Origin of the sequence: Sphingobacterium populi, from assembly GCF_001586775.1 — a bacterium.
GTDB classification, from domain to species: domain Bacteria; phylum Bacteroidota; class Bacteroidia; order Sphingobacteriales; family Sphingobacteriaceae; genus Sphingobacterium; species Sphingobacterium populi.
In genome coordinates this window covers 163,866-177,739 of record NZ_LQXS01000003.1, presented here as the reverse complement: position 1 = coordinate 177,739, position 13,874 = coordinate 163,866, and the positions used below count along the sequence as shown (strand labels likewise).

Sequence of the window (13,874 nt, the reverse complement as noted above, 5' to 3'; positions counted from 1 at the left end):
GATTAAGCTTCAAAGGTATTTCTGACTTTCGTCATATAACCTACATTTGGCTGAACGTTGATTTCTTCCAATACGTAGTAGATACGCTCGCTACGCAATGCTTTGGAAACTTCTGAATTAGGATCGTTAGCATCACCGAAGATCATAGCGTTAGCACTACAAGCGCTTGAACATGCCATTTGGATTTCTCCATCCTGCACTTTACGACCTTCCATTTTTGCATGAAGCTTACCTGCTTGAATACGTTGTATACACATCGAACATTTTTCCATCACACCACGAGAACGTGTCGTAACATCTGGATTCAACACCAATTGTGTGAATTCATTGTTCAAATAGTTATCAAAACGCGAATCGTTCCAGTAGTTAAACCAGTTGAAGCGACGCACTTTGTACGGACAGTTATTCGCACAGTAACGTGTTCCAAAACAACGGTTGTAAGCCATGTGGTTCAATCCTTCTGATGAGTGAACCGTAGCCAATACCGGACAAACCGTTTCACATGGAGCGTGCTCACAATGTTGACACATCATTGGTTGATGTACTACACTTACATTCTCGTAAGAAGCAAGATTGGCAATATCATCTTCTTTGGTGTATCCTTTTCCGCCTTCTTCGATGGTGTAATAACGGTCGATACGTAACCAGTGCATCTCACGACGACGACGTACTTCATCACGACCTACAACTGGAATATTGTTCTCTACGTTACATGCTACAATACAAGAACCACAACCTGTACATGCATTCAAGTCGATCGCCATTACCCATTTGTGACCTGGCTGCTCGAACTTGTTCCACAAGTCGTACGTTTTATGATCATCCGAGAATTTACCGGCTTCTGAAGCAGGGTTCTGCAAGAATTTCGTAAAAGTTGTTTCACGAATAATATTACGCCCTTCGATCGTATGGTGCGTTTGTGTTTGCGCCAATTCGTAAATACGAGATGCTTTGCTGATAGCTACTTTGTTCACAAATTGAATTGTTCCTGCTTTTACTTGCGCAAAAGGGAAAGCATTAACACCAACACTATTACCTGCCTTACCAACTTTGGTACGTCCGTATCCTAAAGCAACAGAAGCAGTACCCAAGGCTTGGCCTGGCTGCGCTAGCACAGGAAGCTCAATCTCTAAATCTCCTGCTTTTACAGTAGCTGTGCTTTTCTCTCCAAAACCAAGACGCTCAGCATCTTTCGGGTTAAGCGCTATATAGTTATCCCAAGTTACTTTGGAAACTGGATCCGGAAGCTCTTGCAAGTAAGCGTTGTTCGCATAGCGACCATCGCGAATATTAGCAGGTTGGTACAAGGATAGCTCGAAATCATCACCAGCTTTAATCGATTGTGCAGCTGTTGAGGCTGCTGTAGCAGCAGCACTTACATTGCCCGCAAACGTAGCAGATGTACCCGTCGTGTTGCCTTTGTATTCGAACCCTGTTTGTAGAATATCGGTCCAATTCTTAGTACTACCTGGCAGTATTTGCGATTCCCAGATATTACGTACATACGTATAGATGTCTGTATTATTTCCTGCCCACGTCAACAAGCTAACTTCTGCCTGACGTGTATTGAACACCGGGTTGATCGTAGGTTGTACAATCGTATAATATCCAACTTTCGCCGATTCATCACCCCAAGATTCTAAGAATGTACTTGCTGGAGCAATTGCTTTCAATTCTGAAGCAGTTTCATCTGCGCGGTCTGAGAAAGAAACAGTGAAGTCAATTTTTGCTAGTGCTTGTTTTACTGCTGCACTATCGTAATAATCGTATACTGGATTGCTATTCCAAAGAATAGCTGCACCGATCTGGCCTGCGTTTGCCATTCCTAAAAGGGAAGCAAAGTCACTTTCAGACCCTTGGTGTTTTTTAGAGTAATTTACTAAATCGATTGTAGTACCATAAGCACCAATCGCTGAGTTAATCGCATTCGTCAACGTTTGAATATTGACATCGTTTGATCCTGCTACGACCACCGCTTGACCACGATTCTTCAACAATTCTTGTGCTGCCAGCTTGATCGCTGTAGCTGCATTCGCTTGCTGAATACCTCCCGCTAAAGATGATCCAGTGATCTCATTATACAAAGAGATCAAGACACCAGCTTCTTCAGAAGGTTTGATGGCGATACGCACATCCGCATTGGTACCTGTCATGCTTAATCCAGTTTCGAATTGGATATGCCGTGACATTCTGCCCGCTTCTAACGATTTATAATTTCTATTTTTTATGTAGTCTTGCGTATGCTGCTCACCATCTAGCCAAGTACCCAAGAAATCTGCACCTACCGACAAAACAACTTGTGCCTGCTCGAAATTGTACGAAGGGACAACTGCTTGACCAAAGCTAGCTTCATTGGCAGCACGAATACCAGCATAAGAAATAGGATCCAATTGTACATGTATAGTACCCGGATATTTATTAGTGAATTCAGCAATAGCTGCCAACGAAGTTGGGCTATTGATCGTTCTCGAAACAATGGCAACGCGTTTTCCCGCTTGCACAGATTTGTTCAATGCTTCAGTTACCTTAGCATCTAATTTTGCCCACTCTACATCTCTCCCACCAATTTGCGGATTCTGTAGTTTGTTGGTCATGTCGTACAAGTCCAATACCGAAGCGACTGTAGCCGATTCTGTACCTTGCGTTAAACCCACACTATTTGGGTTAGCTTCTACCAAGATAGGACGACCTTCACGTGTACGTACCAAAACACTTTGCCCATTAAATGACGAAGCATAATAGTTAGGAACTCCCGGCGTTACTTCCTCAGGTTTAATAAGATAAGGAACGGCCTTATGAACAGGAGTATTTTGACAAGCAGCCAAGGATACGGCACCTAAACCAAAACCAAGAACTTTTAAAAAGTCCCGACGAGGAGTTTTGGTGCTCAATCCTTCTTCATTCAATACATCCTCTACGGGAATCGACTCAGAAAACTCTCCCTTGCTCGACTGTACGAACGCAGGAGTTTGATTTAGCTCTTCTAACCCTTTCCAATATTTTTTGTTGCTATCCATGTAAAGCTGTATATTAAGATTGCGTTTTTTCTAATTTGATTAATAGTGACACTTACCACATTCTAGACCACCGATCATAGCGGCAGTCATTTTTTCGCCTTTTTTCAATTTATCGTGTGCCTCGATTAATTGATCGTAGTACTCATTGTCTGTATTTACCGACGTTTCACGGTGACAATCGATACACCACTTCATCGTCAATGGTGAATATTGATATACTTCTTCCATTGATTCGATCGGACCGTGACAAGTCTGACATTCGACACCCGCAACGACAACGTGTTGTGAGTGGTTGAAGTACGCGAAATCAGGAAGATTGTGAATTCTGATCCATTCAATCGGACGCGTATCGTTACCGTAAGTACGTGTCTCTGGATCCCAATCTACCGCGCGGTACAATTTGGCAATCTCCGGAGAGATACCACTATCGTTATCATAGTGCTCACCAGCAGTAATGGTGTTATGACAGTTCATACAAACGTTTGCCGAAGGAATAGAAGCATTCTTCGATTTGAATGCACCACCATGACAGTATTGACACTCGATCTGATTTACACCAGCGTGAATTTGGTGCGAGAACTTGATCGGCTGTACTGGCTGATATCCTTGGTGCACACCGACATTCCATCCGGTCTTCCAACCTACTACACCTAGAAGTGCAACAATCATCAAGACCGCGAAGAACACCAACTTCTTATTACGAACGAATGCTTTAGCAAACTGACCGAACTTAGACCCACGCGCAGCATACTCTGCAGTAGCTACATCGATAGATTCTTTATTGGTATCGATTACTTTTTCTAAAGTCTTAGCGACGCGAGACAATAAAATAGATACACCTACGACAACCACAACTAAGACAGACACGATGACAATCATCAACGTACTTGCCCCTTGCTACCGCCAGCACCACCACCTTGCGCTGCCGCCTGCTCCTTTTTCGCTGCCGCTTTCACTTCTTCTGCTTGAAGATATGCGATGATATCACGAATATCGTCCTCAGACAAATGCGCGTACGGCGCCATAATTGTGTTAAAATTACTTTTCAGCTCTACCGCTTGCGGATCACCAGAATCGACCATTCCTTGTGGATTGTGCACCCACTTGATAATCCACGATTCTTCACGACGATCCGTTAACCCAGCCAAATCTGGCCCAGTCAACTGACGACCTACAGCATGACAAGAATGACATGCATTCGCTTTAAAAAGGGCACCCCCATTAGAGGCATCCTGCGCATTTGATACACTTGTAGCGGCAAACAACAACACCAAACCAACTGATATTGACTTCGCCAGTTTTCCCAAAACGGATGAGATATTTCTCATATTTAGCACTTTATACTATTTTAATGTGTATGATATATTCAAAATCTCTTTGAAAGTAGAGTTTTCACCCCACTAAACTTTGCACAAAAGTATAACTATTTAAACAATCCCTGACAATTTGGTGACTGAATAGTTTAATTTATAACCGTTCTAAATAACTCCCTTAAAATGCGATTTAAATGGGTTTATTTAGTATTTTTGTGAATAGATCTAAACAAATTAAGCATGAAATTACTTATAATTTTGGGCATCATTTGGATTTCAGTACTACAAGTAAATTGTGGAAATAAATCTATTAAAAATCGAACGGAAATGAATAACGACAAGTATAACGAATTGACGGCAGAAGAGAAATATGTCATCGAGGATAAAGGAACCGAGCGCCCATTCACCGGCGAATTGCTTGACAATAAACAGCAAGGCACATATTTGTGCAAACGTTGTGACGCGCCATTGTATCGTTCGGAAGATAAGTTTGAATCTTTTTGCGGCTGGCCCAGCTTCGACGATGAGATTAAAGGTGCCATCCGCCGGGATACGGATGCCGATGGCCGTCGTACGGAAATTTTATGCAATGCCTGTGGTGCTCATCTTGGGCACGTTTTTAACGGAGAAGGTTTTACCGCGAAAAACACACGTCATTGCGTGAATTCGATCTCAATGAAGTTTGTGCCAGAAGTGGTACAGTAAGCACCATATTTAGCTGGTAAGTAACATATAAAGACCACACTGCAGCATAAACAATGTGGTCTTTTTTATAAAAAAATGCGGATTAAAGCCTTAAAGCAGCTCCTTAATTCGAATGTTCCGAAATGAAACCGAATCAGTATGGTTTTGTAAAGCTATCCTACCTGAAGCATACTTGCCAAAGTCAGGATAAGCCGTAATCGGACTATTGTTTACCAATTCTTGGAAGGTAGGCGAATCGATTTCTCGTTCAAAAGTGAGCTTTTCATTCAACCAAAAGCTCACTTTTCCGTTATGCTGTACGATGCGTGCTTTATTCCATTGCCCGTAGGGCAATGGCAAAGAGTTTTTAGCATTACAATCTACCGAATACAAGCAGCCTGCCCAGTGCGTAGAATCCCGTTGATGCCGCGGCTCAGCAAATTGATTATCCAACAACTGCATCTCCAAGCCTGTGGCAAATGTAGCTGCATAAGCCGAATCTTCTTTCACATTAATCAGAATGCCGCTATTTCCGCCCTTATTCACTTTCCACTCCAGATCCAATTCAAAATCTTGGTATTCTTTATCCGTAATGAGGTCGCCGAAAATGCCATCCGATTTGTGCGGATCGCAGATCAGTTCTCCTTGTTGTACTTTCCATTTGGACGCCATGTTGCCAGCATTGTACAAATGCCAACCCGTCAACGAATCACTGTGCAATAAATCTACCCATTCTCCAGCTTTGCTATCTTGACTGATGGCGGCTTGTTTTTGCTCCGACTGCACACAGCTAGCGAGCGCTAGGACAAGCAAAATATTGAACACTATTCTCATAAAGTCTATATTGAGCATGCAAGATATGGATTGTCGCGAGAAAACTAAGGAAGCTATTGCGATATGTTACAAAGCAGTCAGATACTTCAGATACAATGGCACACTACGCTCGATCCAAGTTGCTTGGGTATTGATTTCAAGATCGTAATAGGCAAATAATGGACGATAATCTGCCTTTACATACTCAAACGTTAGTTCGAAAGGGCGCGTTAGCTCTTCTAAGGTATATTTATACTTTTCTGCGGCCGAATAGATATTTTCTGCCACACCGACAGAAATTGCAAGTGCTATCTTCTTGCCAGCCATCTTAAAACCACTTTTGCTACCATATGCCCAACCGTAGGTAAGCACTTCATCTTGCCAAGTCTTGAATAGCGGCGGACTGCTAAACCAATACAAAGGAAATTGAAACACGATTTTATTATACTGTTCGATGAGCTGTTGTTCCCCCGCCACGTCGATTATGCCATTAGGATATTGCTGGTACAAATCATGCACGTGGTATTGATCAGGATATTGCTCCAACTCATTGATCCATCTTTTATTGATCACCGAATTTTTTAAATCTGGGTGTATAACGATAACTAATACTTTCTCCATTCCCGTAATTCACTTTTCGTGATCCGAATATCTCGCTTTATTTTTCAACTAATGTCATCCAATGATAATAAAGCATTTTTGTAACTTCGCGGTATGACGTCGGATATCATTCAACTATTGCCAGATGCTGTGGCTAACCAGATCGCTGCTGGAGAAGTTGTACAACGACCTGCTTCGGCTGTGAAAGAACTGGTGGAGAACGCGATTGATGCTGGAGCCGATCAGATCAAATTGATCGTAAAGGATGCCGGAAAATCGCTGATCCAGGTGATCGACAATGGCTGTGGCATGAGCGTTACAGATGCGCGCCTTTGTTTTGAAAGGCACGCTACTTCAAAAATTCGGAAGGCGGAAGATCTTTTTGCCATTCGTACGATGGGATTTCGTGGTGAAGCAATGGCTTCTATTGCGGCTATTGCTCATGTAGAATTGCGCAGCAGACGTGTGGAAGACGAGTTGGGCACGATTGTGCAAATCGAAGGCTCGACAGTGATTGATCAATATCCTGAAAATATTCCTGCCGGAACTAACATCTGCATCAAGAATCTTTTCTACAATATCCCAGCTCGACGTAACTTCCTAAAGAGCAATGCGGTGGAGATGCGCCATATCATTGACGAATTTCAGCGTGTCGCTTTAGCGCATCCCGAAATTAGCTTCTCTTTGCATAGCGATGGCAACGAAGTTTTTCGACTGCCCAAAGAGGTGTTAAAACAGCGTATTGTTCACCTATTTGGGAATAATTACAATCAGCGCTTGGTCCCGGTAGAGGAAGACACAACAATTCTGCGTATTCAAGGTTTTGTAGGCAAACCGGAGTTTGCGAAGAAAACCCGTGGTGAGCAGTTTTTCTTTGTGAACAAACGCTTCGTAAAAGATCCCTATCTGAATCATGCGGTGATGAATGCGTTTGAAGATATTCTGCCCTCAGATTCTTATCCTTTTTATGTGCTATGCATTGATATTGACCCGGCAAAGATCGATATCAACGTGCACCCGACAAAGACGGAGATCAAGTACGAGGACGAAAAATCTATTTATGCGATCCTGCGCTCTGCGGTAAAGCGTTCTTTAGGAAGATATAATATTGCTCCTACCTTGGATTTTGATCAGGAAACGAGCTTTAATCATATGATCTCACAAAAACCCCTCGACGAGATCCAAGTGCCAACGATTACGTTTAACCCGAGTTTCAATCCGTTTGAATCAGACGGGGCAAGCGCAGCACGCACCTCGACTCGAAGTGCTGATTATGCGTTGGGGTTTGAAAAAAAATCGGCTATTCCGCAAAATTGGGATACTTTATACCAAATTACGGAGCAGGATAATACCGCGCAACAGTTGCCGCTATTGCCTGACGAGGATCCGGAAGAGAAAGATGACATCAAAACCAGCGTTGTAAAGCAGCCCTTTCAGCTACATCAAAGATATATTGTTTCGCAGATACATTCGGGTTTTATGCTGATCGACCAGCAGGCGGCACACGAACGCATCTTGTATGAGCAGTTTGTGGAACATCTGGAACGTCAGCAAGGGTTGAGTCAGCAGAGCTTATTCCCGCAGACGATCGAATTGAGCAATGCCGATGCCGTACTAATGCAAGAAATATTACCCGATTTGCAGTCGCTGGGATTTCAGCTGCGTCCATTTGGAAAAACAACGTATATTGTAGACGGTATTCCGGCAGATGTGGGCAACCACCTGAACGAAACAACCGTGATTGAGCAGTTGCTAGAAGATTTCAAAAATAATAAGGATGAGCTCAAGATGAGCAAACGGGAAAACTTAGCCAAAAGTCTTGCGCGTAGCGCAGCGCTAAAAATAGGCACGCCGCTGGATCACGCTTCCATGGCAGACTTGATTGATAAACTGTTTGCTTGCGCAGTACCAAACATCTCTTTGCAAGGAAAGCCAATCATCATTACATTTACGTTGCAGGAGTTAGCCGAACGTTTTGCGAAAACACTTTAACACTAAAAATTTATTTTAAGAATTGTATGAACCCGTTGAACAATTTACCACCAATCGCCAAAAACCTACTTATTACTAATGTAATATTCTTTATTGGTTCAGCGATCTTTTCAGGATCTACATTCTTCTTCGGTGTTTTTTATCCCGATTCGCCCTTGTTTAAAATTTGGCAACCCATTACCTACATGTTTATGCATGGTAACTTGATGCATATTTTCTTTAATATGTTTGCATTAGTGATGTTTGGCTCTATTATCGAGCAAGTTTTGGGCAATAAGCGCTTCCTAAACTATTACTTGATTTGCGGCTTAGGGGCATTAGTATTTCAATATGGAGTACAGGCGATCGAAGTATATCAAATTACTGGTACTGTAAGCGCACACGATTGGCTAGAAATCGATTTATATAGCAACAGCGTCCGACCAACTCGCCCGATGGACACAGAGAGTTATGACTTGCTGCGCTCCATATACACCACGCCTATGGTAGGCGCTTCGGGAGCGGTCTTTGGACTTTTGCTCGCATTTGCTTATTTGTACCCCAACATGCCTTTGCAATTTCTGTTTATCCCAGTGCCCATCAAGGCCAAATATTTTGTAGGTGGATATATTTTGATTGAGATTTATCTAGGATTTGCCAATAATAGCTCTTCTATTGCGCATTTAGCACATGTAGGCGGCGCACTTTGCGGTTTTATCTTACTTAAAGCCTGGGGAATCAGACGTACCAATTTTTATTAGAAAACGTGATGTACAACGAAGGGACATTGAAGGAATTTTTGCGGACGACCTATCGCTCAGGATCTCCTGTGCCTTATATTATCTCTGCAAAATTCTGCTATTCGTATTGATCTACATCTTTGATCTGCTACACGATACCGAAACGATTTCTACGCCACTATTCGATCGTACGCTCTCGGTACTTAGTCTTCCAAAAGATCTATCCACCTTCGTAGCACAACCCTGGTCTTTACTATCGTATTCTTTCCTTAATGAGCATTTATTAGAGTTGCTTTTTGATTGTCTGTGGCTTTATCTGACAGGGCGCATTTTCCTCAATTTATTGCAAACTCGGCAATTGCTCACCGTATATGCGGGTGCCATACTCTGTGCTGGTATTGTTTATCTTGGGTTAGGCCAGTTGCACTTTTTTTGCTACACAAGGCGCGTCATATCTTCACAGTGGTGCGGTGGCTAATGCAGCTGTTATCGGATCACTGTTGGTCCTTGTACCCGACACAGAAATTCGACTGTTTCTATTTGGGAATGTGCGATTACGCACCATTGCTCTTATATATTTGGCATTACAATTGGGTTACTATGTTTTATCGGATCAAACTGCCGTTGGTGCTTATATCGCCGCCATCATTTGGGGAGTTAGTTTCATGTATGCTTTAAAACAGGGTAGCGACTGGAGCAACATGCTTCGTAAGAAAAAAAAGAGCCCGCTAAAAGTAGTACATCATAAACCCAAAGGACCTACATACAAAAGCTACCGCGCAGATCTTCCTAATCAGGAAGTAATTGACGAGATCTTAGACAAAATATCCTTGAATGGATACGAAAGTCTAAGTGCATTTGAAAAAGAAATCCTCTTTAAAGCCAGTAAGCAGGAAAAGTAGTACCATGTCCAGATACACGAATAGCCTCGGTTTTTTTAGCAAGATTGTATTGCTACTCAATTCACTTGCTGTATTGACCTTAGTAGTAAGCTACTCTGCATCATTCATCAATCCGACCTTTTTCTGGCCTACGGCCCTCTTTGGCTTGGCTTACCCTCCCATTCTGTTGGCAAATCTCTTTTTTGTCATTTACTGGTTGTTTAGAAGACCCTTGTTTGCAACGTTCTCTTTTTTCACCATCCTGATCGGGTGGCCACTAATGAGTAAGCACGTAGCCTTTAATAGCAGTACGCCGGTCGACTCAGGAGACAGCGTTTTACGGGTCATGTCGTACAACGTCCACCTTTTTCAAGCCATTTCGGATAAGAATGTCCATACGCAAGATAGCGTGATCAAACTCGTACAGGATAACCAGCCAGATGTACTTTGCATGCAGGAATTTCAAAGTACGGTATCTGGAGATCAGAAGTTTACAGAGAAGATGAAGAAGGCTTGCAACTTCAAAGCCTACTATTTCTCACCTGCCAATGAAAATGCCTATCATGGCTACGGCCACGTTACGTTCTCCAAATATCCGATCGTGGACGCTGGCGTAATCAATGATTATTCTTATGGAATCAACCGCATTGTATTTACCGATATCGTAAAAGAGCAAGATACGATTCGAGTGTACAACGTACATCTGCGCTCCTTCTTATTGCAGGATGAAGACAAAGATTTTATTAAAAACCCATCGGGCACACCCGACGAAAAAGCGGCTAGCAAGCGCGTAGGCCGCAAACTAAAAGATGCCTTTTATTATCGCAGCCGACAGGTGGAGCATCTACTGGCTCACTTCGATGATACCACTTATCCAAAGCTAGTGATGGGAGATTTCAACGATACACCTATGTCGTACAGCGTGAATACGATTGGAAAGACGATGAACAATGCTTTTCAGAAAAAAGGTCGTGGTTGGGGTGTCACTCACTTTGAGGTGTTTCCTATTTTACAGATTGACTATATTTTTGCCGATTTCGACGTGTTGAACTACGGCATTATTAAGCGCAAATTTTCGGATCACTATCCGATATGGGCAGATGTAAAACTGTAGCAGTTGCCTTTTCATTTGCGTCTTAATACTCCCACCGTGGCTTAGGCACGCAAGTAATATCCGCCGTTTTGCGTAGCACGATAGGTCGCTGATCGAAACGACTTTCCAAGACCACATTATCTGCATCTTTTGTTACGATTCTGAATCGGGGAATATACGTTCCAGATCGATAACAACCAGAAATCTTTTGTTTAAAATTGGGTTTAGTGTACAAGCCATCTACAATCAGACTATCTCCCCGCACCACGTAAACGCCTTTGGCATATTCCTTCCAACTGCCCGAACCAAAACAGCTATCAGACATGTTTTTCACTGTAGAATTCACTTGAAAGGTAGCATAGATGGAATCACAGGTCACCTTAAAATGGTGCAATGTGTAATGCAGCATACTTTCTTGACCCGGAATAGAATCCTGCACCCATTCACCTTGAAAAAAATCGGCTCCGGTAGTCTGCATTTCGGATTGCCGCACACAGCTTGCAGAAAACAAAAGCATGCCCACTAAAAGTAGGCATGCTTGGCTACGATAGCTATTTATCATCGTAAAAATAATATACTATTTGATGTTTCCAACCATCGTTTCTGGGCGCACCCATGCATCGAAATCTTCGGCACTTACATAACCCAAGCGAACGGCTTCCTCTTTCAAGGTTGTGCCATTCTTATGTGCTGTTTGCGCGATCTCGGCCGATTTGTAATAGCCGATCTTAGTATTTAATGCCGTCACCAACATTAAGGAGTTGTCCACCAACTCTTTGATACGCGTATGATTTGGCTCGATTCCTTGGGCACAATGCTCATCAAACGACATACAAGCATCGCCAATCAGGCGTGCCGACTGCAAGAAGTTGTACGCCATCAGTGGTTTGAATACGTTCAACTCGTAATGTCCTTGCGTACCACCAATGGTGATCGCTACATCGTTGCCCATTACCTGTGCTGCTACCATCGTCAATGCTTCGCATTGTGTTGGATTTACTTTTCCTGGCATGATAGAAGATCCTGGCTCGTTTTCTGGAATTAATATTTCACCAATTCCCGAACGCGGACCTGATGCCAACATACGTACATCATTCGCTATTTTATTCAAAGAAACCGCCAACATCTTCAATGCTCCGTGAGATTCTACAATCGCGTCGTGTGCCGCCAAAGCCTCGAATTTGTTAGGAGCAGTCACAAATGGATGTCCAGTGAATTCAGCAATGTATTTAGCGACCAACACATCGTATCCTTCTGGCGCATTCAATCCTGTACCTACTGCCGTACCGCCCAATGCGATTTCTGCCAAGTGAGAAAGGCTATTATTCAACGAACGCAATCCGTAATCCAACTGCGCTACATAACCAGAGATTTCTTGTCCTAGCGTGATTGGCGTAGCATCCATCAAATGTGTTCTACCAATTTTTACCACTTCTTTGAAATCTGCTGCTTTCTTCGCTAAGGTATTGCGCAATTGCGTTACGCCTGGGATGGTTGTTTCTACTACTGCTTTGTAAGCAGCAATGTGCATTCCTGTCGGATACGTATCGTTAGAAGATTGAGATTTATTGACATCATCATTCGCTTTCAAGATAGGCTCGCCTTCACCGATCTGGCCTCCGGCCAATACTTGTGCACGATTAGCGATCACTTCGTTGAGATTCATGTTGGACTGCGTACCAGAGCCGGTCTGCCAAATCACCAATGGAAAATGCTCATCTAGCTTGCCTGCTAATATTTCATCACAAACTGCTGCGATGGCATCTCTTTTTTCTACAGGCAATACGCCCAAATCGTAGTTCGCATACGCTGCGGCTTTCTTCAAGTAAGCAAAACCATCGATCACTTCCTTTGGCATAGAAGCCGATGGACCTATTTTAAAATTGTTTCTTGAACGTTCCGTCTGTGCTCCCCAGTATTTGTCTGCAGGCACTTGGACTTCGCCCATGGTATCCTTTTCGATTCTGAATGACATAGTTAAATATTATTGTAATGTGTAAAGCAAAGTTAAAGAAAATAAGCCTTTCTTGCCGAATCATCATCGGTCGTATCCATCGTCAAATGTCACAGCAAGGTCACATACCCAACCTTCTGCTGATATGTTCTTTGATGTGATGATACAATTGTTTTGGTTTCAATGTGCGCCAAGGAAAATCATTGAGGTAATCGCCAAAACTGACATAGTAATCGATCTGATTGCGCACAAATTCTTCAATAACATGGGGTCGAAAGTTGAGTCCGGCAATCCAGCCATCTTCAATATCCTGAAACCACTCTTCGTAGTACGAATCGTCTGATGCGTGGAAGTTTAGCACATTTTCTCCGATCAGCACAAATTGCGTAATGCCCTCGTCGATCATCATATCAATTAGCTCTCGCTTCATCAGCATAATATCGTTGTAGATCGCATCGTTCCATTCGCCGATCAACTCGATAATTGCATATCCACGCTCATAATCGGCATACAAAACTTTGAGGTATAAGGTGTGTGAGCCAAACTCATCCCACTGCGGGTGTAGTAGAAAATTATAAATTTTCTTATCAAATTCAAACTCACTATATTCCATTCCAAAGAAAGGGCTACGCTCATCTTCGGACGCTATGTAATCGTCTCTCCAGTTGTAAAACGGTTCTATTTCGTGCATTTAAAGATTTTTTCAAATATTACAAATTATTTACCTTTTATAAAAACATGTTGGACTCCATTTTGTACATAAAATAATTGTTATTACATTTTCAATAGTGTGATTTTGCAAGTAATT

14 protein-coding genes are annotated in these 13,874 nt (G+C 42.6%); 6 read left to right on the top strand and 8 right to left on the bottom strand.

Annotated features, from left to right (window positions below; genetic code table 11):
- Positions 1 to 2: 2 nt before the first annotated feature.
- Genes A0125_RS08510 through A0125_RS16140 form a run of 3 tightly spaced genes read right to left on the bottom strand, consistent with a single transcriptional unit; the run spans position 3 to position 4,345 of the window.
- Complete coding sequence (locus tag A0125_RS08510) at positions 3 to 3,017, bottom strand: TAT-variant-translocated molybdopterin oxidoreductase (protein WP_066754609.1); 3,015 nt, start codon at positions 3,015 to 3,017, stop codon at positions 3 to 5.
- A 39-nt stretch (positions 3,018 to 3,056) separates the two neighbouring features.
- Entirely contained in the window at positions 3,057 to 3,896 is an 840-nt protein-coding gene (locus tag A0125_RS08505) for a cytochrome c3 family protein (protein WP_231863182.1), read from the bottom strand.
- The gene (locus A0125_RS16140) at positions 3,896 to 4,345 is read right to left on the bottom strand and encodes a c-type cytochrome (RefSeq protein ID WP_231863181.1); all 450 of its coding nucleotides are present in this window, start codon (positions 4,343 to 4,345) and stop codon (positions 3,896 to 3,898) included. Before A0125_RS16140 ends, A0125_RS08505 begins: the two co-directional genes overlap by 1 nt.
- Before the next feature lie 225 nt (positions 4,346 to 4,570).
- Between A0125_RS16140 and A0125_RS08500 the strand changes: the two genes are divergently transcribed.
- On the top strand, positions 4,571 to 5,035 hold the full coding sequence (locus A0125_RS08500; protein ID WP_082784973.1) for a methionine-R-sulfoxide reductase: 465 nt from the start codon (positions 4,571 to 4,573) through the stop codon (positions 5,033 to 5,035).
- 90 nt (positions 5,036 to 5,125) lie between these two features.
- On the opposite strand, the gene A0125_RS08495 is transcribed toward A0125_RS08500, so the two are convergent.
- Positions 5,126 to 5,848 (bottom strand): 3-keto-disaccharide hydrolase, encoded by a 723-nt coding sequence (locus A0125_RS08495; protein ID WP_197464834.1) that lies wholly within the window; start codon positions 5,846 to 5,848, stop codon positions 5,126 to 5,128.
- Between the two features lie 66 nt (positions 5,849 to 5,914).
- Positions 5,915 to 6,448 carry an NAD(P)H-dependent oxidoreductase gene (locus tag A0125_RS08490; RefSeq protein ID WP_066754605.1) on the bottom strand — a complete coding sequence of 178 codons (534 nt, stop codon included), beginning with the start codon at positions 6,446 to 6,448 and terminating at the stop codon, positions 5,915 to 5,917.
- Between the two features lie 93 nt (positions 6,449 to 6,541).
- Between A0125_RS08490 and mutL the strand changes: the two genes are divergently transcribed.
- The 5 genes from mutL to A0125_RS08470 all read left to right on the top strand — a co-directional run bounded on the left by mutL (position 6,542) and on the right by A0125_RS08470 (position 11,133).
- A complete protein-coding gene (gene mutL, locus A0125_RS08485; protein WP_066754603.1) occupies positions 6,542 to 8,419 on the top strand; it encodes a DNA mismatch repair endonuclease MutL in 1,878 nt (625 codons plus the stop codon).
- Between the two features lie 26 nt (positions 8,420 to 8,445).
- A complete protein-coding gene (locus A0125_RS08480; RefSeq protein ID WP_066754596.1) occupies positions 8,446 to 9,159 on the top strand; it encodes a rhomboid family intramembrane serine protease in 714 nt (237 codons plus the stop codon).
- A gap of 106 nt (positions 9,160 to 9,265) precedes the next feature.
- Positions 9,266 to 9,616 carry a rhomboid family intramembrane serine protease gene (locus tag A0125_RS15605; protein ID WP_197464833.1) on the top strand — a complete coding sequence of 117 codons (351 nt, stop codon included), beginning with the start codon at positions 9,266 to 9,268 and terminating at the stop codon, positions 9,614 to 9,616.
- A gap of 100 nt (positions 9,617 to 9,716) precedes the next feature.
- Positions 9,717 to 10,040, top strand: a complete 324-nt coding sequence (locus A0125_RS08475) for a DUF6576 domain-containing protein (protein ID WP_156472488.1) — start codon at positions 9,717 to 9,719, stop codon at positions 10,038 to 10,040.
- A 4-nt stretch (positions 10,041 to 10,044) separates the two neighbouring features.
- A complete protein-coding gene (locus A0125_RS08470; protein ID WP_066754592.1) occupies positions 10,045 to 11,133 on the top strand; it encodes an endonuclease/exonuclease/phosphatase family protein in 1,089 nt (362 codons plus the stop codon).
- A 22-nt stretch (positions 11,134 to 11,155) separates the two neighbouring features.
- Here A0125_RS08470 and A0125_RS08465 read toward each other — a convergent pair whose 3' ends face one another.
- The 3 genes from A0125_RS08465 to A0125_RS08455 all read right to left on the bottom strand — a co-directional run bounded on the left by A0125_RS08465 (position 11,156) and on the right by A0125_RS08455 (position 13,757).
- On the bottom strand, positions 11,156 to 11,674 hold the full coding sequence (locus A0125_RS08465; protein ID WP_066754590.1) for a fumarate hydratase: 519 nt from the start codon (positions 11,672 to 11,674) through the stop codon (positions 11,156 to 11,158).
- 15 nt (positions 11,675 to 11,689) lie between these two features.
- On the bottom strand, positions 11,690 to 13,087 hold the full coding sequence (fumC, locus tag A0125_RS08460; RefSeq protein ID WP_066754588.1) for a class II fumarate hydratase: 1,398 nt from the start codon (positions 13,085 to 13,087) through the stop codon (positions 11,690 to 11,692).
- A 100-nt stretch (positions 13,088 to 13,187) separates the two neighbouring features.
- On the bottom strand, positions 13,188 to 13,757 hold the full coding sequence (locus A0125_RS08455) for a hypothetical protein (protein WP_066754586.1): 570 nt from the start codon (positions 13,755 to 13,757) through the stop codon (positions 13,188 to 13,190).
- Between the last annotated feature and the right edge of the window lie 117 nt (positions 13,758 to 13,874).

Coding starts and splice junctions, on each gene's coding strand:
- A0125_RS08510 (WP_066754609.1), bottom strand. CDS start 3,017: ATGGATAGCAACAAAAAATATTGGAAAGGGTTAGAAGAGCTAAATCAA.
- A0125_RS08505 (WP_231863182.1), bottom strand. CDS start 3,896: ATGATTGTCATCGTGTCTGTCTTAGTTGTGGTTGTCGTAGGTGTATCT.
- A0125_RS16140 (WP_231863181.1), bottom strand. CDS start 4,345: ATGAGAAATATCTCATCCGTTTTGGGAAAACTGGCGAAGTCAATATCA.
- A0125_RS08500 (WP_082784973.1), top strand. CDS start 4,571: ATGAAATTACTTATAATTTTGGGCATCATTTGGATTTCAGTACTACAA.
- A0125_RS08495 (WP_197464834.1), bottom strand. CDS start 5,848: ATGAGAATAGTGTTCAATATTTTGCTTGTCCTAGCGCTCGCTAGCTGT.
- A0125_RS08490 (WP_066754605.1), bottom strand. CDS start 6,448: ATGGAGAAAGTATTAGTTATCGTTATACACCCAGATTTAAAAAATTCG.
- mutL (WP_066754603.1), top strand. CDS start 6,542: ATGACGTCGGATATCATTCAACTATTGCCAGATGCTGTGGCTAACCAG.
- A0125_RS08480 (WP_066754596.1), top strand. CDS start 8,446: ATGAACCCGTTGAACAATTTACCACCAATCGCCAAAAACCTACTTATT.
- A0125_RS08470 (WP_066754592.1), top strand. CDS start 10,045: ATGTCCAGATACACGAATAGCCTCGGTTTTTTTAGCAAGATTGTATTG.
- A0125_RS08465 (WP_066754590.1), bottom strand. CDS start 11,674: ATGATAAATAGCTATCGTAGCCAAGCATGCCTACTTTTAGTGGGCATG.
- fumC (WP_066754588.1), bottom strand. CDS start 13,087: ATGTCATTCAGAATCGAAAAGGATACCATGGGCGAAGTCCAAGTGCCT.
- A0125_RS08455 (WP_066754586.1), bottom strand. CDS start 13,757: ATGCACGAAATAGAACCGTTTTACAACTGGAGAGACGATTACATAGCG.